This window comes from Faecalibacterium prausnitzii, from assembly GCF_003287405.1.
Taxonomy (GTDB): Bacteria; Bacillota; Clostridia; order Oscillospirales; family Ruminococcaceae; genus Faecalibacterium; species Faecalibacterium intestinale.
On the sequence record NZ_PRLD01000001.1, the window covers coordinates 254,469 to 275,129 of the forward strand.

Here is a 20,661-nt window from a genome sequence, read left to right on the forward strand (position 1 = left end):
TTCGTGCACAAATATGTTATTTTGTTGCAACGTTTTCTGCACCCAGCAGCCGCTCCAGCTCTTTGAAGAAAAGCGGATGCCCGGAGGTGTAAAGCCGGCGCGGTGCTGCCAGCTTCTGCTTGGTATCTTCCAGATACAAAATCACCGGGATATCGCCATCGAAGATTTCCAACAGGTTCACCACTTTATCGTACTGGGGGCAGCTGCGGGACGGCAGACGGATGAACACCCGCCGGGCAGCGGTTTTGACAGGATCCGGGCGGCCTTTGTCCAAGCGGGTCGGGTCGTAGCTGTCAATGGGCAGAATGCTGTCTGCCAGCAGCTTGGAAGCTTCATCCTCCCGCACGGAGAGCCGGCCGTCGATGACCACAACAGCGTTTTCCTGAATGGCATCTCGGAACCTGTCCAGCACCTTGGGGAACACGATCACCTCCATGGTACCGGTCAGATCTTCCACACTGGTAAAGGCCATCATGCTGTTAGATTTTGTTGTCATCATGCGGTTTTTGACCACCGCACACACGATGCGCACCTTTTCGCCGTCCTGCACATGGGCATCCTCGCCGGTGAGAGCCTTGATGGTGTGGGAGCCGATACGGGCAGACTTTTCCCGGTAAGCATCCAGCGGATGGCCGGACAGGTACAGGCCGCTGACCTCTTTTTCCTGTTGCAACAGCTCGGCAGGGGTGTACTCTGCCAAGGGGCGAATTTCGTAGACATCCTCCTGCGGACCTTGCTGCACTTCCCCGCTCATGACGGAGAACAGATCCAACTGCCCTTCCAGATTGCGGCGGGAGTCGGTCTCGATGCTCTTGAGGATGCCCTCTACCGCCTCCACCATACTGTGGCGGTTGGAACCAAAGCAGTCAAAGGCACCGGCTTTGATCAGGCTTTCCACTGAGCGGCGGTTCAGCTCGCTGCCGTGCATCCGCTTGCAGAAATCGTAAAGGCTGGTGTAGGGCTTTTCCCTGCGCTCAGTAACTGCGTTCTCAATGAGGTTACGGCCTACGTTTTTCACGGCGTTCAGGCCAAAACGGATCTGCCCGTTATCATCGGCGGTAAAGCCGCCGTTGGAGATGTTCACGTCCGGCGGCAGCACCTTGATGCCCAAACGGGCGCACTCGCCGGAATACTCAATGACCTTATCGGTATTATCTAACACGCTGGTGAGCAGTGCTGCCATGAACTGGCTGGGGTAATGGCACTTGAGATAAGCCGTCTGGAATGCCACATAAGCGTAGCAGGCCGCATGGCTCTTGTTGAAGGCGTAGGACGCAAAGCTGGACATCTCGTCGTAGATCTGGTTTGCCACCTGCTCCGGGATGCCGTTGGCAACACAGCCCGGACACTCGTGGCCGGGCTCGGTGCAGCCGTGCACAAAATGTTCCCGCTCGGCTTCCATGACGGCGTGCTTCTTTTTGCTCATGGCGCGGCGAACGTTATCTGCCTGCCCGAAGGAGAAACCCGCCAGCTCCCGGAAGATCTGCATAACCTGCTCCTGATAGACGATGCAGCCGTTGGTCACATCCAGAATGTGCGCCAGCTGCGGGGTCTTGTAGCTGATTTTGTCCGGCTCGTGCCGGTTGCGCAGATAGGTGGGAATGGAGTCCATGGGGCCCGGGCGGTACAGACTGATCAGAGCGATGACATCTTCAAGGTTCTGGGGCTGCAACCCCACAAGCACCTGCTTCATGCCGGAGGATTCCAGCTGGAACACACCCTCGGTATCGCCCTGACCCAGCATTTTATAGGTGTCCGGGTCATCATAATCCAGCTTTCGGATGGAGAACTCCGGGTGCTGCTTTTGCACCGCAACCTCTGCGTCCCGGATGACGGTCAAGGTGCGCAAGCCCAGAAAGTCCATCTTCAAAAGACCCAGTTCCTCGATCTCGGTCATGTTGAACTGGGTCACCGGCAGGCCGTCGTTGGTGGCAAGCGGCAGATAATAATCGGTCGGCTCCGGCGTGATGACCACGCCCGCCGCGTGGGTGGAGGCGTGCCGGGGCATTCCCTCTACTTTTAAAGCGGTGTCGATGAGCTCGGTCACCTGCGGGTCAGTGTCATAAAGCTTTTTCAGCTCGCTGGAAACTTCCAACGCCCGTTTCAGGGTCATCTTCAGTTCCATGGGCACAAGCTTTGCTACCACATCCACCTGCTGGTACGGGATACCCATCACCCGTCCCACGTCCCGGATGGCGTTGCGTGCGGCCATAGTACCAAAGGTAACGATCTGCGCCACATGGTCCGCACCGTATTTGCGGTTGACGTAGTCGATGACCTCCTGTCGGCGCTCGTAACAGAAGTCCACGTCAAAATCCGGCATACTAACGCGCTCGGGGTTCAAAAAGCGCTCGAAAATCAGGTTATAGCGGATGGGGTCGATATCTGTGATGCCCACACAGTAGGCGGCAATACTGCCCGCGCCGGAACCACGTCCCGGCCCTACCGGGATGCCCTGACTTTTTGCAAAATTGATATAGTCCCACACGATGAGGTAGTAGTTGGTATACCCCATGGTCTTGACCACACCGATCTCGTATTTCAGGCGGTCGATGTTGGCCTGCGGTACATCCGGGCCGTAGCGGCGCTCCAAGCCGTCCCAGCAGAGTTTTTCAAAGTAGGCCTGATTGTCCATGCCGTCCGGGGCTTTGTAGTAAGGGATCTTGGTGTGACCGAACTCAAAGTCAAAATTGCACTGCTCGGCGATCTTTGCCGTGTTGGCGCAGGCTTCCGGCACCATGGAGAACAGCTCGTACATCTCGTCTGTGGTCTTGACGTAGAATTCATCAGTCTGGAACTCCATGCGGTCGGCATCCTGAATGGTCTTACCGGTCTGGATGCACAGCAGGATGCTTTGCATCTTGGCGTCCTCTTTGCGCAGATAATGGGCGTCGTTGGTGGCTGCCATGGGGATGCCCGTCTCCCGGGAAAGCTTGATAAGCTGCGGCAGAACGGTGGTATCCTCCTTCAGGCCGTGATCCTGCAATTCGATGTAGTAATTCTCTGCACCGAACAAGTCCCGGTACCACAGCGCCGTTGCCTTTGCGCGTTCGTAGTCCCCTGCCAGAATGGCTTGCGGGATCTCGCCCGCCAGACAGGCCGAAAGGCAGATAAGCCCCTCGTGGTATTGCTCCAAAAGCTGCTTATCCACGCGGGGTTTGGAGTAAAAGCCCTCCACGAAACCGGCAGAGACCATTTTTATAAGGTTCTTATAGCCGGTCTCGTTTTTGCACAATAAGATCAGGTGGTTATTGCCGTCTATCTTATTTACCTTATCAAAGCGGGTGCGGGTGGCAACATAGACTTCACACCCGATGATGGGCTTGATGCCCGCCTTTTTAGCGGCTTTATAAAACTGCACACAACCGTACATTACGCCGTGGTCGGTGCAGGCAATAGCGGTCTGTCCGCACTCCTTCACCCGCTCCATCAGCTGGTCGATGCGGCAGGCACCGTCCAGAAGGCTGTATTCCGTATGGATATGCAGGTGGGCAAAGGGACGGGTATTTGCGGTGGGTTCACTCATTGTACTGCCTCCTGTCCCTCCTGCTGGCGCTGGCGCAGATTTTCCGCCAGTGCCTCCAGTTTTTTCATCCGGTGCGATAAGCCGGATTTGCTCACCGCCGGGTCAAAGCAGCCGCACAGCGCGGTAAGCGAGAGATCCGGGTATTGCAGACGCTTTTCCGCTGCCTGCTGCAATACTTCCGGCAAAGTTTCCAGCGCGTGCTGCTCCTGCAAATAGCGGATGGCTTTCAAGGTCTGGGCGTTTGCCCGCGCCGTTTTGCCAAGGTTTGCGGTATCGCAGTTCGTCTGCCGGTTGGTCTGGTTGCGCACCTGCTTGAACGCCTTGAGCACGCTAATTTGCGTTGCGGCATCCGCAGCGCCCATAAAGCGGAGCAAGCGCTCCACATTGGCACCGGTCTTGACGTAGATCAGGTTCACGCCGTTGCGGCGGGTGCGGTGGGGCGCAAACTCGTGCTCAGCGAGCAGTGCTTCAAAATCCCGGGCGAGGTTCGTCCGGGAGGTGAGAAATTCCAGATTATATTCCTTTTGCGGGTCGGTAACCGTGCCGCTGCACAAAAAGGCCATGGCGATATAGGTGCTGACACAGGTCTGGCAGCGGATAAGCCCAGGGTCGATCTGCAAACTGGTCTCCCTGCCGGTGGTGCCGAACAGCTCGTGCAGGCGGGCAACCTGCTCCGCATCGCGGATATTGAACTCGTACAGCACACCGCTGGCGCGGGGCTTTTCCAAGATCTCGCCCCGGATGCCGCAGCGGGCAAACAGCTGCTGTGCCAGCTGCACGGTATGGGGCTGCTCGGTTTGCAGCACAAGGCCGCGGGCATCAAAGTATTTGGCAAAGCAGGCAATGCCATAGGCAGCTGCACGCACACAGCATTCCTTGGTAGGGCTGCGCTGCGCGATCTCCTCCCGCGCACTGGATGCAAAACTCATAGTAGTTCCTCTGTTTTCAGCGCACGGCGTCCCGGTGCTGCACCCCGGGCTCATAGCCCAGAGAGGTGCAGTATTCCGCAAGCTTGCGTGCGAATGTGATGGAGCGGTGCTTGCCGCCCGTGCAGCCCACCGCAATAGTCAGCTGGCTTTTGCCTTCCTTGACATAGAGTGGCAGGGCGTACTGCAAAAAGTTCTCGTACCGATGCAGCAGCTCCTGTGCTTCGGGGTGGCTCATGACAAAATCCACCACCTCCTGATCCAGCCCGGTCTTGTGCTTCAGTTCCGGCACATAGAAGGGGTTGGGCAGGCAGCGCACATCCAGCACAAGGTCGGCTTCCGGCGGCAGACCAAACTTGAACCCGAAGGACATGATGGTGAGCCGCATGGCATTTTTTGCCCCGCCGTTTTTCATGAACAGATCGCAGATACGCTCTTTATTCTGGGAGGTGGAGAGCAGGCCGGTATTGATGGTATAGTTTGCACGTTCCTTTAAGGGCTGCAGGATCTGCCGCTCCTTCAAAAAGGCATCCCGGGTGGAGATGCCTTCTGCAATGCTGATGGGGTGGCGGCGGCGGGTCTCGCTGTAACGGCGCATCAGCACATCATCCGGTGCATCCAGAAACAGGATCTTATAGGGTGTTTTCTGGTCATCCAGCTGCTGCAGGGCCGTCTCGATCTGTTCCCTGCTGCGGCAGCCGCGCACATCCATGGAAAGCGCCACCCGCTCCAACTGGTTGTCGCCCGCCTTGGAAAACGCCGTAATGCTGGGCAGCAGCCCCGCCGGGACGTTATCAATGCAGAAAAATCCGATATCCTCCAGCGCATTCATAGCCACTGACTTTCCCGCGCCGGAAAGTCCGCTGACGATCAACAGCTCCATCTGTGTTCCCCACTCCCTCTATTCCCGCAGCTCAGCGCACTACGCGGATCTCTTTTTCCAAATCATAGCCGGTCTTTTCTTTTACGATGGTGCGTACTTCCTCGCACAGTGCCAGCACATCAGCGCAAGTTGCGCCGCCAAGGTTCACCACAAAGCCGCAGTGCTTCTCGCTGACGGCGGCACCGCCGTGCCGGTAGCCCCGCAGACCACACTGGTCGATGAGGGCAGCGGCAAAAGCACCCACCGGGCGCTTGAAAGTACTGCCGGCGCTGGGCTTATCCAGCGGCTGCTTGTCCAGCCGTTTTGCCATCAGTTCGTCCATTTTAGCGCGGATGGCTTCCGGCTCGCCCGGGGTCAGGGCAAACTGCGCTGAAAGGATGCAGCCGCCGTTTTCTTCAAAAATGCTGTGGCGGTAGCGCAGGTCAAGCTCCGATGCTGCCGACTCTTTCACTTCGCCTTCGGCGGTAAGGTACTGCACCGTGGTCAGCACGTCCTTCATCTCACCGCCGTAGGCACCGGCGTTCATGTAGACTGCGCCGCCCACCGTGCCGGGGATGCCATAAGCAAATTCCAGTCCGGTCAGGCCGTGTTCCAGCGCCGTTTTGCACAGTGCCGAAAGCCGCACGCCCGCCCCGGCGGTGAGCTGTGTGCCGTGCACCTCCACAGCGTCCTGCATGGAGGAAACATCCAGCACTGCGCCGTTGTAGCCTTCATCGGCAAACAGGATATTACTGCCATTGCCCAGCAGATAATACCGGACGCCCTGCGCCTTGCACAAGGCAACGGCGCGGCAAAGCTGCGCCCGGTCTGTCGGCTGCACGAACAGCCGCGCCGGCCCGCCGATCTTAAAGGTACAGTGCGCTGCCAGCGGCTCGTTTTCTTTATAAGCAATGCCTGCTGCGGTCAGCAGCTGCTTGAGTTGTTCCATAGGGTCAGGCTCCTTTTTATAGAGAGTTTCAGTCCATTTTGTCATCCAGTCCCAGCCGGATCAGCAGCTCCTTGGCTGCGTTGTAGCCCATCTTCTTCTGGCGGTTATTGATGGCTGCGGTCTCCAGCACAACAGCCAGATTGCGGCCGGGAGAGACCGGGATGCTGGTGCTGGGGATGCTCACGCCCAGAATGTCGTAGTATTCGCTTTCCAGACCGGTGCGCTGGTAGTTCTTGGTGGGGTCCCACGCCTCCAGCTGCACCACCAGATCCAGACTTTCGCTCAGCTTGACAGCACCCACACCGTACACGCGGGCTACGTTGACGATGCCGATGCCGCGCAGCTCAATGAAGTGGCGGATGTTTTCCGGTGCAGTGCCCATGATCTGACGGTTGGACACCTTGCGCAGCTCCACGGCATCATCTGCCACCAGACGGTGGCCGCGCTTGACCAGCTCAATGGCCAGCTCGCTTTTGCCGATGCCGCTGTCGCCAAGGATCAGGATGCCCTCGCCGTACACCTCCACCAGCACGCCGTGCCGGGTGATGCGGGGCGCAAGCTCCAGATTCAGCACGCTGATCAGGCTGCCCATCAGGGTACAGGTCGTCTCGTTGGAGCGCAGCAGGGCGACCGCGTGCTTCTGCGCCAGTTCCTGCATCTCCGGGAAGGGCGCCAGCTCCTCGCTGCGGCAGACGATGACCGCCGGGGGCTGCTGCCGGAACAGCTGCTCCAGCGCTTCGTAGCGCTTTTCTGCCGTCAGACCGGACAGAAAGTTCATCTCTGCCAGACCCATGATCTGCAGGCGGAGCTTATCGAAGTAATCATAGTAGCCAGCCAGAAACAGACCCGGGCGGTTGACCTCAGCGATCTCCACACTGATCTCATCCAGCTCCCGGGGGGTGTATACTACTTCCATGCTGACGCGGTCGGTCAGCGTTTTAAGCGAAACATTGAACGTACCCATCCTGGTTCCTCCTGTATCCTATTGCCGCGCCGTGCTGCGGGCACTCTTATTCTTATTATAATAAAATTTGGCGTCAAATACAACGCCCGGGGCGCTGTTTTTGTACTGCAGGCAGGAAACCGACGCTGCATCGCTGCCCGTGCACAGGATTTTTACATTTTTCTTACTTTACATGGGTTTTACATTTCGTCGATTTCAAATTTTACATTATTTTTCTATACTTAAAGCACAGGAGAAAAACACGTCAAGATAAAGTGAGGAAAACACTTATGACCATTTTTAATGTCTTTTCGCTGCTGGGAGGTCTGGCTCTGTTTTTGTTCGGTATGGACATCATGGGCAAGGCACTGGAAAAGCAGGCCGGCGGCCAGCTGCAAAAAATTCTCAGCAAACTGACCGATAACCCCCTCAAGGGCTTTTTTTTGGGTCTGTGTGTGACCGCCGTCATCCAGAGCTCCAGCGCTACCACCGTTATGGTGGTGGGCTTTGTCAACAGCGGCATCATGGAGCTGCATCAGGCCATTGGCGTGATCATGGGCAGCAACGTGGGCACCACCGTGACCAGCTGGATCTTGAGCCTTTCCGGTTTGCAGGGCGACAGCCTGTTCATCCAGCTGCTCAAACCTACTTCTTTCAGCCCGGTGCTTGCATTTATCGGCATTTTGCTGTATATGTGTAAGAGTGAGAAGAAAAAAGGCGTGGGCACTATCCTCATCGGCTTTGCCGTGCTGATGACCGGCATGACCACCATGTCCAACGCGGTGCTGCCGCTGCAGAACGAGGCATGGTTCACCAGTCTGTTCACCCGCTTCTCCAACCCCCTGCTGGGCGTTCTGGTGGGCGCACTGGTCACCGGCATCATCCAGAGCTCCAGCGCCAGCGTGGGCATCCTGCAGGCGCTGAGCGCCACCGGTGTCATCACCTACGGCAGTGCCATCCCCATCATCATGGGTCAGAACATCGGCACCTGTGTAACTGCACTGCTGTCCTCGGTGGGTGCGAACAAAAACGCCCGCCGCGCTGCTATGGTGCACCTGTACTTCAACATCATCGGTGTGACTATTTTCCTGTTCGGTTTCTACGGGCTCAACGCTGTCTGCCGCTTTGCCTTTGTGAATACCACCATTGAGGCCTGGGGCATCGCAATCGTGCACTCGGTGTTCAACATTCTGGCCACTGTCATTCTGCTGCCCTTTGCCACTGGGCTGGAAAAGCTGGCTATCCTGACTATTCCCGATTCCCCGGAAAAAGAGGAGTTTGCTCTGCTGGATGACCGTCTGCTGAACACCCCTGCTATGGCTGTGGAGCGTGCCCGTGCCGCTACCGCTGAAATGGCAGAACTTGCCCGGGTGGGCGTGGTGCAGGCCATGAGCCTGACCCATGAATGGAGCGACGAGCTAGCCCAGAAGGTGCGGGACGAGGAGTGCCGGGTGGACCGGTACGAGGACGCGCTGGGCACTTATCTGGTCAAGCTGTCCAGCCGGGAACTGAACCACGCCGACAGCCAGAGCGTGAACACCCTGCTGCACACCATCAGCGATTTTGAGCGCATCAGCGACCATTCCGTCAACCTTCTGGAATCCGCCGAGGAGATGCACCAGAAGGACATCCACTTTTCCAAGGATGCACAGGAGGAGCTGCAGGTGCTGGAGGATGCGGTGCAGGACACCCTGAGCCGCACCACCGATGCCTTCCGCAAGGGCGATCTGCACCTTGCTTCTAAGGTGGAGCCACTGGAGGCTGTGGTCAACGAGCTGGTGCGTGCCATCAAGGCGCGGCACGTTGCCCGCCTGCAGGCCGGCAGCTGCTCCATCGAGTACGGTTTTGTGCTGGACGATCTGCTGACCAACTACGAGCGTGTGTGCGACCATTGCAGCAATGTGGCGGTTGCACAGATCGAGGTGGCGCAGGACAGCTTTGACACCCACGCCTACCTGAACGACCTGCGTCACGGCAACGACACCAAGGAAAGCGAAGAATTCCATCGCCGTCTGGGCCGCTACCGTGAGCGGTATCTGTTCCCGGACGGACAGACTGCTGAGGAGAACTGAATTATGATCTATATCGTAGAGGACGACGCTTCCATCCGGGAACTGGAGCAGTATGCCCTGCAATCCAATGGCTACGAGGTGCAGGGCTTTGAAAGTGCCGAGCCCTTCTGGCAGGCTATGCGTGCCGCCGAGCCGGAACTTGTGATCTTAGACGTGATGCTGCCCGGCGAGGATGGCTTTTCCATCCTGAAAAAGCTGCGCAATACCCCTTCCCTGCGCAAACTGCCCATCATTATGGTCACTGCAAAATCCAGCGAGCTGGACACCGTGCGCGGGCTGGACTGCGGCGCGGATGATTACATTGCAAAGCCCTTTGGCATTATGGAGTTTCTCAGCCGGGTGCGTGTGGCACTACGGCGCTCTGCCCCGGAGGTAAGACCGGACGTGCTGGTGTTCCATGAAATTCAGCTGGACAACGCCCGCCACAGCGTTACGGTAAACAGCACCCCTGTGGAGCTGACCTACAAAGAATACTGCCTGCTGCGGCTGTTGCTGGAAAACACCAGTCTGGTAGTGACCCGCGAGACCATTTTGCAGGTGGTGTGGGGCACCGACATCTCGGTGGAGAGCCGTACCGTGGATATGCACATCCGCACCCTGCGCAAAAAGCTGGGCGACGCGGGGCGTTACATCTGCACCGTGCGCAAGGTGGGCTACAAGCTGACCGATGAGGAGGCCGAAGAAGAATGAAGCTGCGCAGCATGGAAGAAAAAATCAGCTACCGGTTGTTCCTGATGGGCTTTCTGGGGCTTATATTCACCGCAGCGCTGTGCATTTTTGTATTCCATAAAGCCTTTACGGCGCAGGCGTGGTCGGGGCTGGAGCGCGAGAGCGACCTTGTGCGCGCCGGGTACGAGCAGACCGGAGACCCCGCGCAGCTGAGTGCCTTTGTGACCGATGATCTGCGCGTGACACTGATCAGTCAGGACGGCAGCGTACTGTTTGAATCTGCCACCGACCAGCCTATGGAAAATCATCTGACCCGCCCGGAGATCCGCGATGCCATTGCAAACGGCGAGGGACGGAACATCCGCGATTCCCAGACCATGGGCTACGAGACCTATTACTACGCGCTCCGGCTTTCCGGCGGGGACGTGCTGCGCGTGGCGCAGGACGCCGAGACCGTATGGTCTATCTACGACTCCACTATCCCGGCCATCGTACTGAGCTGTGTAGCGCTGATGCTGGCCGCTGCGGTGCTGGCTGCTCTGCTGACCAAGGCATTGGTACAGCCGGTGCTGAACATGACCGAGGATCTGGATCACATTCAGGAAAACGTGCCCTACCGGGAGCTGATTCCCTTTGCGGAAAGCATCCATTCTGACCGCATTCTGCGGGAGAACAACGAGAAAATGCGGCAGGAGTTTACCGCCAATGTCAGCCACGAGCTCAAGACCCCACTGACCAGCATTTCCGGCTATGCAGAGCTGATTGAGACCGGCATTGCAAAGCCGGAGGATGTGCCGGATTTCGGCCGCAAGATCCACAGCGAAGCCACCCGCATGATCCAGCTGGTCAACGACATTTTGCAGCTTTCCAAACTGGATACCGTAAGCGAGACCGGGGACGCCCCGGTGATGGAAACGGTAGACCTTTTGGATGTTGCCAAGGAATGCGTGGAGCGCCAGAAACTGAATGCACGCCGCGCCTATATCTCCCTGACCTATCTGGGCGAGAGTGCCCCGGTGCTGGGCAGCCGCGCGCTGCTGGATGAACTGTGCCAGAACCTGTGCGACAACGCCATCCGCTACAACCGCCCGGGCGGCAAGGTGCAGATCATTACCGCTTGCAGCCGGGACGGGCACTGCTCCCTGACCGTAACAGATAACGGCATCGGCATCCCGCGGGAGGCACAGTCCAGCGTGTTCGAGCGCTTCTACCGGGTGGATAAGAGCCGCAGCAAGGCCACCGGCGGCACCGGACTTGGGCTTGCCATCGTCAAGCACATTGCCCGCATCCACAATGCCCGCATCAAGCTGGAAAGTCAGGTAGACGTTGGAACCACCATCACCGTTACCTTCCCCACTGCCTCTTAATACAGCATGAAATGCACGTCTGTCCGCAATTGCGGGCAGGCGTTTTTTGTTGGGTCAAAACTTGCGCCGCTGCCGTCCCGCAGCGCTGCCCGGGCTTGCAGGTGCAGCACATCCACGCCCTGCTGCCAGCAGCTTTGCAAAAGGGCCGTGCACTGCGCCGCAAGCTGTTGCTGCTGCGCCTGCGTGGGCAGCGGGCTGTGGGCGGCACGCTGACAGTCCAGCCGCACAAGTACCTGCGCCTTTTGCAGGGTAACTGAAACGGTGCAGCGCCGGATGCCGATGCGCTCCCCTTCCAGCCAGAGCTGCCGGGTGCCGTCTTGTTCGGTAAGCAGACGGTACACCTCGGCCTGCTCCGGGGACAAAAGCGTATTACCCACCACAGTGTGCAGAACACCGCCCTCCTGCAAAGACACCTCTTCCGCGTTCCACCGGAGAATGGGCAGAAGCCCCTGCTCTGTGTGCTCATACAGCCGGGGTGCGGTGGGCGCTGCGGTCTTTAGCTGTGCCATCAGGGCGTCCGGTAAAGCGGCCTGTGCGGCAAGGCGGTCTATCTCCCCTTCGGCGCAAAGCAGCCTTGCCGCCGTGCGTCCGCAGCCGCGCCGCAGCACAAGCTGTTCGTATTCTGTTAATAAGGGTTCTTCCGCTTTTGACAGAAGCAGGTAATCACACAGGCGGTAGCTTGCGGTTTGGGGCAGTGCCTGCTCTGCCGCATCCAGTGCCCGCTCCATCGTTTGGCCCTCTGCCTGCACAAACTGCAATGCAGCAGTGACATCGGCAGCATCGGCGGCGGCCTGCGGTGCCTGATAAAGCAGCCCTGCCTGATACCCCTGTTCGCTCTGTGCCAGATACACTGCCCGCACCATGCTTTTCTCGGTGCTCTCGCACCGCAGGAACAAAAGGCACCACCCTGTCAGCAGTAAAAACAGCAGCAGCTTGTAAGATTTTGCGTTTCTCATGGCTGCACCTCAGCTTCCGGCTGCTGCCAGAGCAAGCGGATGGCGGCACACAGCATGGCCGCCCGGTAGACAGCGCACAGCAGCCACAGCAGCAAAAGCAGCGCATCCATGCGGGAAAAGCTGCCGCTGCTCCACGCCCGCAGCAGCTCCAACCGGGGGTATGTGCCGCTGCCAAACAGCAAAGCGCCGCCCAGCAAGGCCGCAGCCTGCACCGCAAAGCCCCATACCGGCAGCCAGACCGTGCGGCGAACAGACCGGGCGCTGCACAAAAGGGCTCCGGCAAAGTATTCTGCATAGACCGGTACGCTCCAGTTTGTTCCAGTCGGCTGTGCCGGGGTGAACAGCCGGTACCAGTGCAGCTGTCCTGCAAGCCCAAGCAGGCAGATAACGCCGCCCACGGCTACAAACCACCACAGCACCCGCGCCGAGGCATTCCAGCTTGCGGGGCGGATGCCCCACCCCGCCCAGAGCAGCAGCGGCAGAAAGCCCAGCAGCGCCATGGAGGAAAACTCTGCCGCGCACAGCCCTTGTGCCTGCACGATGATGTGTGCCAGCTCCATAAAAAGCCCTGCTGTCAATGCCAACCGTACCGCGAAGGAGGGTGCTTTGTTCAGCAGCGCCGCCGCAGCCAGCGCTGAAAGAATGCACAGGCACACCGTGCTGACTGCGCCCAGCCACAGTGCCCGGCGCACCGGGACACCCTGCGGGATGCCATCTGCCAGCGCTGCTGTGACCACGCTGAGGGTCAGCGCTGCTGGGGTAAAATATCCTGCTTTCTGCTTCATGTCTGCCGCTTCCCCCTCTCCCGTTTTTGCCAGATATTGAACCCGTGCCGGGACAGCTGCTGGTAGTTGCGGCGCAGAACACCATCCTCGGAAAGCGGCTGCTGTGGGAACGGATGCGGCGCAAGGTATGGCACGCCCAGTGCTTCGGTGCTGACGATACTGAGCAGAAAGCCGAAAAACGCCGCTGCCAGCCCTACCGGCCCGGCAAGCCCTGCCAGCAGCACCGTGCCGATGCGCAAAAGGGTGGCGGGCTCATACAGTCCCGGGGTGACAAAGACCGCAATGGCCGTAATACTAGCCACAAAGATGACCGGGGTGCTCATAAGCCCAGTGGCAATGGCGGCGTCTCCGATGATGAGCGCCGACACCAGACTGACCGAGTGCCCCAGCGACTGCGGCATCCGCAGCCCGGCCTCCCGGATGATCTCTAAGATCAGGATCACCAGCAGCATCTCGGCAAAAAGGGGCAGCGGCGTAGCCTTTTCGGCTGCTTCGATCTTATACAGCAGCTGCGGGGGCAAAAGCTCCGGCAGATACACCGCCACGCACACAAAGACCCCCGGTAAGAACACCGTAAGGTAGAAAGAAAAATATTTCAGCACCCGCAGAAAAGAGGAAAACGCCGCCGTAGAAGCGTAATCATCCAGACACTCGAACTGTTCACTAAAGAGCGCCGGCAGCACCAGCGCTGAGGGGCTGCCGTTGACCAAAATTACCAGCTTGCCCTCGCAGAGCTTCGCGGCGGCGACCGCCGGGCGCTCGGTATAGTGTACCGGGGTGAACAGCCGCGCCTTGCCGGGCAGCAGCCACGGCACAAAATAGCTGGAATCCAGCAGCAGCTCCGGCCTTGCACTTTGCAAAATGGCACGTACCCGGCGCACCATGGCGGGGTCGGCACGGTCCTTGCAGTAGCAAAGGGCGTACTCTGTATTGCAGCAGGTGTGCGCCTGTGCAGCCTCCTGCACAAGGGTGTCGGTGCGGACAAGACGGCGCAAAAGGCTCAGGTTCACCCGCAGCAGATCGGTAAAGCCTTCCCTGCTGCCGCGCAGATTGCCCTCGCCGGATGGCTCTTCCACAGAGCGGAACTTGAGCCCCTGCACCGAAAAAACAATACCGCTGCTGCATCCCTCTAACAGCAGCACAGCCATGCCGGCTGTCAGCCGCGCTACGAGCTGCGGCAGATCCTGCACTGGGGCGCTCTCAGCCGGAAAAGCCGAACCGTGCAGGATATGCGCATAGGCCTGTGTGCCGGTAAGCCGGACAGAAGCAGACTGGCGTCCGGCAGCGTCCAGCAACAGTTCCCAGAGCGAATCTAAGCTTGCCATGCCGTCAAACATTACGATACATCCCGGACAGCCATATAAAACGATCTTCTTCGCATAATAATCTGCCGACTTGCCAAACCTAGCATCAAGCGCGGACAGGTTTTCCGCAAGGCTTTGCGAAAGCTGCTGCACATCTATCACTCCTTTGTATGTGCAGTATGCCCGCTTTGCCGCAGCGGAATACGCCGCGCACACCGCACCGGGAGGGTTTGTGCATGAAACTGCTGCTTTGCCGCACCATTATCCTGTATCTCTGCGTTTTGTTTGCCATGCGGCTGATGGGCAAGCGTCAGCTGGGAGAGTTGCAGCCGGAGGAGCTGGTATCCACCATCCTGATCTCCAATCTGGCGTCCATCTCCATTGAATCGGAGGATGTGCCAATCACCGCCAGTCTTATCCCGCTGTTCCTCATTGCGGCGCTGGAACTGCTGGGTTCAGTGGTGAGCTTCCGCAGCCAGAAATTCTTCAATTTTCTCTCCGGGCGACCCAAAACGGTCATTCTGGACGGAAAGATCGATCAGAACGCTTTGCGGATGCTGCGGCTGACCACCGCTGACCTGATGGAGGCGCTGCGCGGCAAGGATATCTTTGACCCACGCAGGGTGTCTTACGCCGTCATTGAAACGAACGGCACATTGTCGGCGGCGCTTCGCCCGGAGCAGGAAGCAGCCACCCTGTCCGACTTGCAGCTGAAGGTGCAGCAGACACAGGCCACCATCCCCTTTGTGCTGGACGGACAGGTGCTGGAGGATAATCTGCGCTGGTGCGGCAAAGACCGTGCGTGGCTGGAACGCACCGCCACGGCAAACACGGTTTTGCCACAGGAGATCTTACTGCTTATCGGCAACGAGACCGAGGACTATTTTCTGCTGAAAAAGGAAGGCCGTCAGCCGGGAGGGAAACGATGAAGCGGATCTATGCGTGTATCCTGATCGTAGCTGCGCTGCTGGGGATATCTCTTTATAGCAGCGGACGGGTGCAGGGCTTTGCGCAGGACATCTCGGCTGACTTGGACTGCGCCCTTGAAGCTGCGCGGCAGAAGGATCTCCCCACTGCACGGCAGGCGCTTGCCGAGGGCGCAGAGCTGTGCGACACCATGCGCCAGACCATGAGCCATCTGTTGCGCACTGCTGACTACACAGAGCTGGAAGCTGCACTGCGGGCGGCGGACGGATACCTTGAGCAGCAGGCCACCGAGGATGCGCTGGGCGAGCTGCGCCGCGCACAGGTAGAGGTGGAGCGGCTGGAATGGCTTGCCCGGCGGCTGGTGTAAGCGGCACGCAAAAAAGGAGAGCGGCTCCGAAGAACCGCCCTCCCACAATTCAGGCTATGCTATTGTAAATATGCTCGGGGACAGATGATCACAGAGCAGCCTTTGCTGCCTCGATCTGCTTGATCAGCTCGGGCACGACCTTGAACAGGTCGCCCACGATGCCGTAGTCTGCAACACCAAAGATGGGAGCACCCTCGTTCTTGTTGACGGCGATGATGCACTCAGAATCCTGCATACCGGCGGTGTGCTGGATGGCACCGGAGATACCCAGAGCCACATAGATCTTGGGGTGCACGGTCTTGCCGGTCTGACCGACCTGATGGTCAGCGGTCATCCAGCCTGCATCGGTGACGGCACGGGAAGCGCCCACGACACCGCCGCCCAGAGCGGCTGCCAGCTGCTCGGCCAGCTCGATGCCCTTGTTGACATCCTTGCTGATGCCACGGCCCACGGAGACGATGACATCTGCGCCGATCAGGTCGACCAGCTTCTCAGCGGCCTTCTCCACGCTCAGCACTTCGGTCTTGATGTCCTCAGCGGTCAGGCTGAAGGCGGGCTTGACGATCTGGCAGGCATCAGCCTTGGCCTGATCGAAGGGAGCCTTCTTCATAACGCCGGGACGCACGGTGGACATCTGGGGACGGAAACGGGGGCAGATGATGGTAGCCATCAGATGGCCGCCGAATGCGGGACGGGTCATCTTCAGGTTGCGGTCTTCCATATCGAACTTCTGCTTGGACAGGTCGATGGTGGAGCTCTCCTTCAGGAAGTCGATGTACTTTGCAGTGTCGATATCCAGATGGGTAGCGTCGGCGGTCAGGCCGGTGTGCAGACGGGCTGCGCAGCGGGGGCCGAGGTCGCGGCCGATGTTGGTAGCGCCGATCAGCAGCACCTCAGGCTTGTACTCGTTGACCATATCGCACACGACCTTAGCGTATGCGTCGGTGGTGTAATTCTTCAGCAGGGGGCTGTCGCACACCAGAACCTTGTCGGCACCGTAGCCGCCCAGCTCCTTGGCAATGCCCTCCACGTTGTCGCCCAGCAGCAGGCCGGTGACCTCGCAGCCCAGCTCGTCGGCCAGCTTACGGGCCTCGCTAACCAGCTCGAAGTCAGTGGACATCAGTGCGCCCTGGCGCTGCTCGCAAAAGACCCATACGCCCTTGTATTCGTTAAAATCAGCCATTGTAATCCTATGCTCCTTTCATCAGATCAGGTGCTTCTTGGCCAGGATGCCAGCCAGCTGGGCAGCAACATCGTCGCCCTGCAGCATGGTGCCTGCGCCCTTCTGCGGAGGAGTGAAGGACTTAAAGACGTTCGTCGGAGAACCCTTCAGGCCAATGGTGTCCACCTCGATCAGCGGATCGTCCTTCAATGCGTTGTAGTCGAACACTTCCATGGGCTTGTCGTAGCAGGTAAAGATGCCGTTCACGCTCATGTAGCGGGGGTCGTTCAGCTCCTTGATGCAGGTCAGCAGGCAGGGAGTCTGCACCTTGACCATCATGTAGCCGTCCTCCAGCATACGCTTCACGGTCAGCGTGTTGCCATCCTTCTGGATGTCGGCAACGTAAGTGACCTGCGGCAGATGCAGCTTTTCAGCGATCTGGGGGCCGACCTGTGCGGTATCGCCATCGATTGCCTGACGGCCGCAGAACACAACGTCCTCGGGGCCAACGCCGATCTTGTTGACGGCAGCAGCCAGGATCTGGCTGGTTGCAAAGGTATCGGACCCGCCGAACTCACGGCCGGAGACCAGAACGGCCTTATCAGCGCCACGGGCCAGCAGCTCACGCAGCATACCCTCTGCCGGCGGGGGACCCATGGTGACAACAACGACTTCACAGCCGGTGGCGTCCTTCAGCTTCAGAGCAGCCTCCAGAGCATTCAGGTCATCGGGGTTGGTGATGGTTGCCATGGATGCACGATCCAGAGTGCCATCGGGCTTGACGGACACCTTGCCGGAGGTATCAGGAACCTGCTTTACACAAACAATTGCTTTCATTGTAACTCTTGCCTCCCTTACTTCAGCAGCGCGCCGGAAATGACCATCATCTGCACTTCGCTGGTGCCCTCGTAGATCTCGGTGATCTTGGCATCACGCATCATGCGCTCGATGGGGTAGTCACGGGTGTAGCCGTAACCACCGAACAGCTGCAGGCAGCGACGGGTCACATCGCTTGCGGTGCGGGCTGCGATCAGCTTGGCCTGTGCAGCCTCGACGCTGTAACGAACCTTTGCGCCATCCATAGCCTGCTGCTTCTTCAGAGCGGCAGCATAAACCAGATACTTCGCAGCCTCAACACGAGCCTTCATCTCAGCCAGCTCGAACTGGGTGTTCTGGAAAGCAGCAATAGCACGGCCGAACTGCTTGCGCTCCTTGACGTAAGCAACGGTCTCCTCCAGAGCGCCCTCAGCAATGCCCAGAGCCTGAGAAGCGATGCCGATACGGCCGCCGTCCAGCGTAGCCATAGCCAGCTGGAAGCCCTTGCCGCGCACGCCCAGCATACGATCCTTCGGGATACGGCAATCCTCAAAGATCAGCTCGCAGGTAGAAGAACCGCGGATGCCCATCTTGTCCTCTGCCTTACCAACAGAGAAGCCCGGGTCGGTGCGCTCCACGATGAAGGCGGAGCAGAGCTTAGTGGGACGGCCGCGCTTATCCAACACGTTATCGGTAACGGCGATGACGATGAACACATCAGCAAAGCCGGCGTTGGTGATGAAGATCTTGGAGCCGTTCAGCACCCAGTAATCGCCATCTTCCTTGGCAATGGTCTGCTGACCCTGCGCATCAGTACCTGCGCCCGGCTCGGTCAGGCCGAAAGCGCCCAGCCACTCGCCGCTGCAGAGCTTCGGCAGATACTTAGCCTTCTGCTCGGGGGTGCCGTTCTCGTAAATGGGAGCAGCGCACAGGCTGGTGTGAGCAGAGACGATGACACCGGTGGTGCCGCAGACCTTGCTCAGCTCCTCCACGGCCATGACGTAGGACAGCACATCGCCGCCTGCACCGCCGACCTCAGTCGGGAAATAGATGCCCATCATGCCCAGCTTGCCCATCTTTTCGACGGTCTCCTTGGGGAAGTATTCCTCTGCGTCAACCTTCTTTGCCAGAGGCTTGACTTCGTTCTCAGCAAACTCGCGGTACATTTTCTGCACCATCTGCTGCTGCTTGGACAGAGTAAAATCCATCGCTATATCCTCCTAACAGGTCTTTTTTCATTTACCGGAATAGCCCGGTGCAAACAAATTCCTCCCGACTGCTTTCCCCGCAGCCGGGAGAAATGTTTATCAGAACTTACAGCTGGTCAACCGGGGTCTTGGTGCGGTCTGCGTTGTAAACGTAGAAGCCCTTACCGGTCTTGCAGCCCAGATTGCCGCCGCGCACCATCTTGCGGATCAGCGGGCAGGCACGGTACTTGCTGTCGCCGGTCTCGTTGTACAGCACGTCCATGATGGCCAGGCAGATGTCCAGACCGATGAAGTCGCCCAGTTCCAGAGGTCCCATGGGGTGGTTAGCACCCAGCTTCATAGCGGTGTCGATGCCGGCGATATCAGAAACGCCCTCCATCTTGATGAAGGCAGCCTCATTGATCATGGGGATCAGGATGCGGTTGACCACAAAGCCGGCAGCCTCGTTGACCTGAACGGGGGTCTTGCCGATAGCAACGGAGATCTCCTTGATCTTCTCAACGGTCTCAACGGGAGTGTTGCAGCCGGCGATGACCTCGATCAGCTTCATGCGGTCTGCGGGGTTGAAGAAATGCATACCGATCAGGGGACGGGTCAGACCCTTGCCGATCTCGGTGATGGACAGAGAAGAAGTGTTGGAAGCGAAGACGCACTCGGGCTTGCAGATCTTATCCAGCTCGCCGAAGGTGGTCTGCTTGACCTTCATATCCTCGAAAGCAGCCTCAACGACCAGATCGCAGTCTGCGCACAGATCTTCCTTCAGGCCCGGGGTGATGGCGGCGACGATCGCGTCAGCCTTCTCCTGGGTCATCTTTCCCTTAGCGACCAGCTTCTCGTAGCCCTTCTTGATCTTTGCCAGACCATTCTCGGCCCACTCCTGCTTGATGTCGCACAGAGCAACGGTGTTGCCCTCAACCTGTGCAAATGCCTTTGCGATGCCCTGACCCATAGTGCCAGCGCCGATAACACCGATCTTCATAGGAAATCTCTCCTTTAATATCAAAAATTATGTAATGGATTAGTTGTTGGTGAACACTGCCTTGGGCTTCGGTTTCTCACGGGACAGGAAGCAGGCCATGCCTTCCTTCTGGTCGTGGGTCTCGAAGCAATCGCCGAACAGCTTCTCCTCGACCTCAACAGCCTTCTCGATGGGCAGGCTGATGCCGTCGTTCATTGCCTTCTTGCAGTTGCGCACAGCAATGGGAGCGTTCTTTGCGATCTTGCCGGCCAGCTTCAGGACGTTCTCCATCAGCTCAGCCTGCGGATACACGGCGTTGACCAGACCAATGCGGTAAGCTTCGTCAGCCTTGATGTTCAGAGCAGAGTAGACCAGCTGCTTTGCCATGCCCATGCCGACCAGACGAGCCAGACGCTGGGTACCGCCAAAGCCCGGGGTGATGCCCAGACCGACTTCCGGCTGACCGAACACAGCGTTGTCAGAGCAGATGCGGAAATCGCAGCTCATAGCCAGCTCGTTGCCGCCGCCCAGTGCAAAGCCATTGACGGCTGCGATGACGGGGATGGGGAAATGCTCGATCATCAGGAACACATCATTGCCCAGCTTGCCGAAAGCTTCGCCTTCTGCCTTGGTCATGGTGCTCATGGAGCCGATATCGGCACCGGCAACAAAGCTCTTGTCGCCTTCGCCGGTCAGAACAATGCAGCGGATAGTCTCCTGATCGACTGCCTCAAAAGCAGCCTTCAGGTCAGCCAGAACCTCGGGGTTCAGGGCGTTCAGTGCCTTGGGACGGTCGATGGTAATGATCTCAACAGCGCCCTGCACCTCGGTTTTTACAAATGCCATTGTGAAAACCTCCATTTC

General features: G+C 58.6%; 18 protein-coding genes. 5 read left to right on the forward strand and 13 right to left on the reverse strand.

Annotated elements, in window-relative coordinates:
- Nucleotides 1–16: 16 nt before the first annotated feature.
- The 5 genes from C4N24_RS01365 to hprK are packed head-to-tail and all read right to left on the reverse strand — an operon-like array spanning nucleotide 17 to nucleotide 7,227.
- A complete protein-coding gene (locus tag C4N24_RS01365) occupies nucleotides 17–3,526 on the reverse strand; it encodes a DNA polymerase III subunit alpha (RefSeq protein ID WP_112090006.1) in 3,510 nt (1,169 codons plus the stop codon).
- Nucleotides 3,523–4,455 carry a DNA-binding protein WhiA gene (gene whiA / locus C4N24_RS01370; RefSeq protein WP_112090007.1) on the reverse strand — a complete coding sequence of 311 codons (933 nt, stop codon included), beginning with the start codon at nucleotides 4,453–4,455 and terminating at the stop codon, nucleotides 3,523–3,525. The genes C4N24_RS01365 and whiA overlap by 4 nt, the downstream gene beginning before the upstream one ends.
- A 16-nt stretch (nucleotides 4,456–4,471) precedes the next feature.
- Nucleotides 4,472–5,335, reverse strand: coding sequence for an RNase adapter RapZ (rapZ, locus tag C4N24_RS01375; RefSeq protein ID WP_112090008.1), 864 nt, complete (start codon nucleotides 5,333–5,335; stop codon nucleotides 4,472–4,474).
- A 31-nt stretch (nucleotides 5,336–5,366) separates the two neighbouring features.
- Nucleotides 5,367–6,263, reverse strand: a complete 897-nt coding sequence (murB, locus tag C4N24_RS01380) for a UDP-N-acetylmuramate dehydrogenase (RefSeq protein ID WP_112090009.1) — start codon at nucleotides 6,261–6,263, stop codon at nucleotides 5,367–5,369.
- 28 nt (nucleotides 6,264–6,291) lie between these two features.
- Nucleotides 6,292–7,227: an HPr(Ser) kinase/phosphatase gene (hprK, locus tag C4N24_RS01385; RefSeq protein WP_112090010.1), complete on the reverse strand. Its 936-nt coding sequence runs from the start codon at nucleotides 7,225–7,227 to the stop codon at nucleotides 6,292–6,294.
- 269 nt (nucleotides 7,228–7,496) lie between these two features.
- Between hprK and C4N24_RS01390 the strand changes: the two genes are divergently transcribed.
- From C4N24_RS01390 to C4N24_RS01400, 3 genes are read left to right on the forward strand one after another with little or no spacing between them, the layout of a single operon-like run.
- Nucleotides 7,497–9,278, forward strand: a complete 1,782-nt coding sequence (locus tag C4N24_RS01390) for a Na/Pi cotransporter family protein (protein WP_112090011.1) — start codon at nucleotides 7,497–7,499, stop codon at nucleotides 9,276–9,278.
- Nucleotides 9,279–9,281: 3 nt separating this feature from the next.
- Nucleotides 9,282–9,968, forward strand: coding sequence for a response regulator transcription factor (locus C4N24_RS01395; RefSeq protein ID WP_015538540.1), 687 nt, complete (start codon nucleotides 9,282–9,284; stop codon nucleotides 9,966–9,968).
- Nucleotides 9,965–11,314, forward strand: a complete 1,350-nt coding sequence (locus C4N24_RS01400) for a sensor histidine kinase (protein WP_112090012.1) — start codon at nucleotides 9,965–9,967, stop codon at nucleotides 11,312–11,314. Before C4N24_RS01395 ends, C4N24_RS01400 begins: the two co-directional genes overlap by 4 nt.
- On the opposite strand, the gene C4N24_RS01405 is transcribed toward C4N24_RS01400, so the two are convergent.
- The 3 genes from C4N24_RS01405 to C4N24_RS01415 are packed head-to-tail and all read right to left on the reverse strand — an operon-like array spanning nucleotide 11,311 to nucleotide 14,512.
- Entirely contained in the window at nucleotides 11,311–12,270 is a 960-nt protein-coding gene (locus tag C4N24_RS01405) for a hypothetical protein (protein WP_112090013.1), read from the reverse strand. The two genes, C4N24_RS01400 and C4N24_RS01405, sit on opposite strands and share 4 nt — an antisense overlap.
- Complete coding sequence (locus tag C4N24_RS01410; RefSeq protein WP_112090014.1) at nucleotides 12,267–13,055, reverse strand: hypothetical protein; 789 nt, start codon at nucleotides 13,053–13,055, stop codon at nucleotides 12,267–12,269. Before C4N24_RS01410 ends, C4N24_RS01405 begins: the two co-directional genes overlap by 4 nt.
- Nucleotides 13,052–14,512, reverse strand: coding sequence for a spore germination protein (locus C4N24_RS01415; RefSeq protein WP_242983151.1), 1,461 nt, complete (start codon nucleotides 14,510–14,512; stop codon nucleotides 13,052–13,054). The genes C4N24_RS01410 and C4N24_RS01415 overlap by 4 nt, the downstream gene beginning before the upstream one ends.
- Before the next feature lie 83 nt (nucleotides 14,513–14,595).
- On the opposite strand from C4N24_RS01415, the gene C4N24_RS01420 reads away from it, so the two are divergent.
- Together C4N24_RS01420 and C4N24_RS01425 are read left to right on the forward strand one after the other, a co-directional pair.
- Nucleotides 14,596–15,288, forward strand: coding sequence for a DUF421 domain-containing protein (locus C4N24_RS01420; RefSeq protein WP_112090016.1), 693 nt, complete (start codon nucleotides 14,596–14,598; stop codon nucleotides 15,286–15,288).
- Nucleotides 15,285–15,653, forward strand: a complete 369-nt coding sequence (locus tag C4N24_RS01425; protein WP_112090017.1) for a DUF4363 family protein — start codon at nucleotides 15,285–15,287, stop codon at nucleotides 15,651–15,653. The genes C4N24_RS01420 and C4N24_RS01425 overlap by 4 nt, the downstream gene beginning before the upstream one ends.
- Before the next feature lie 88 nt (nucleotides 15,654–15,741).
- Here C4N24_RS01425 and acrA read toward each other — a convergent pair whose 3' ends face one another.
- The 5 genes from acrA to C4N24_RS01450 form a co-directional block, all read right to left on the reverse strand.
- Entirely contained in the window at nucleotides 15,742–16,836 is a 1,095-nt protein-coding gene (acrA, locus tag C4N24_RS01430; RefSeq protein ID WP_112090018.1) for an acryloyl-CoA reductase electron transfer subunit beta, read from the reverse strand.
- A 21-nt stretch (nucleotides 16,837–16,857) separates the two neighbouring features.
- Nucleotides 16,858–17,652 (reverse strand): acryloyl-CoA reductase electron transfer subunit gamma, encoded by a 795-nt coding sequence (acrB, locus tag C4N24_RS01435; RefSeq protein WP_005926210.1) that lies wholly within the window; start codon nucleotides 17,650–17,652, stop codon nucleotides 16,858–16,860.
- Between the two features lie 17 nt (nucleotides 17,653–17,669).
- Complete coding sequence (locus C4N24_RS01440) at nucleotides 17,670–18,839, reverse strand: acyl-CoA dehydrogenase (RefSeq protein ID WP_112090019.1); 1,170 nt, start codon at nucleotides 18,837–18,839, stop codon at nucleotides 17,670–17,672.
- A 106-nt stretch (nucleotides 18,840–18,945) separates the two neighbouring features.
- Complete coding sequence (locus tag C4N24_RS01445) at nucleotides 18,946–19,818, reverse strand: 3-hydroxyacyl-CoA dehydrogenase family protein (RefSeq protein WP_112090020.1); 873 nt, start codon at nucleotides 19,816–19,818, stop codon at nucleotides 18,946–18,948.
- A 39-nt stretch (nucleotides 19,819–19,857) separates the two neighbouring features.
- A complete protein-coding gene (locus C4N24_RS01450; protein ID WP_112090021.1) occupies nucleotides 19,858–20,643 on the reverse strand; it encodes an enoyl-CoA hydratase-related protein in 786 nt (261 codons plus the stop codon).
- Nucleotides 20,644–20,661 lie beyond the last annotated feature (18 nt).

Coding starts and splice junctions, on each gene's coding strand:
- C4N24_RS01365 (WP_112090006.1), bottom strand. CDS start 3,526: ATGAGTGAACCCACCGCAAATACCCGTCCCTTTGCCCACCTGCATATC.
- whiA (WP_112090007.1), bottom strand. CDS start 4,455: ATGAGTTTTGCATCCAGTGCGCGGGAGGAGATCGCGCAGCGCAGCCCT.
- rapZ (WP_112090008.1), bottom strand. CDS start 5,335: ATGGAGCTGTTGATCGTCAGCGGACTTTCCGGCGCGGGAAAGTCAGTG.
- murB (WP_112090009.1), bottom strand. CDS start 6,263: ATGGAACAACTCAAGCAGCTGCTGACCGCAGCAGGCATTGCTTATAAA.
- hprK (WP_112090010.1), bottom strand. CDS start 7,227: ATGGGTACGTTCAATGTTTCGCTTAAAACGCTGACCGACCGCGTCAGC.
- C4N24_RS01390 (WP_112090011.1), top strand. CDS start 7,497: ATGACCATTTTTAATGTCTTTTCGCTGCTGGGAGGTCTGGCTCTGTTT.
- C4N24_RS01395 (WP_015538540.1), top strand. CDS start 9,282: ATGATCTATATCGTAGAGGACGACGCTTCCATCCGGGAACTGGAGCAG.
- C4N24_RS01400 (WP_112090012.1), top strand. CDS start 9,965: ATGAAGCTGCGCAGCATGGAAGAAAAAATCAGCTACCGGTTGTTCCTG.
- C4N24_RS01405 (WP_112090013.1), bottom strand. CDS start 12,270: ATGAGAAACGCAAAATCTTACAAGCTGCTGCTGTTTTTACTGCTGACA.
- C4N24_RS01410 (WP_112090014.1), bottom strand. CDS start 13,055: ATGAAGCAGAAAGCAGGATATTTTACCCCAGCAGCGCTGACCCTCAGC.
- C4N24_RS01420 (WP_112090016.1), top strand. CDS start 14,596: ATGAAACTGCTGCTTTGCCGCACCATTATCCTGTATCTCTGCGTTTTG.
- C4N24_RS01425 (WP_112090017.1), top strand. CDS start 15,285: ATGAAGCGGATCTATGCGTGTATCCTGATCGTAGCTGCGCTGCTGGGG.
- acrA (WP_112090018.1), bottom strand. CDS start 16,836: ATGGCTGATTTTAACGAATACAAGGGCGTATGGGTCTTTTGCGAGCAG.
- acrB (WP_005926210.1), bottom strand. CDS start 17,652: ATGAAAGCAATTGTTTGTGTAAAGCAGGTTCCTGATACCTCCGGCAAG.
- C4N24_RS01440 (WP_112090019.1), bottom strand. CDS start 18,839: ATGGATTTTACTCTGTCCAAGCAGCAGCAGATGGTGCAGAAAATGTAC.
- C4N24_RS01445 (WP_112090020.1), bottom strand. CDS start 19,818: ATGAAGATCGGTGTTATCGGCGCTGGCACTATGGGTCAGGGCATCGCA.
- C4N24_RS01450 (WP_112090021.1), bottom strand. CDS start 20,643: ATGGCATTTGTAAAAACCGAGGTGCAGGGCGCTGTTGAGATCATTACC.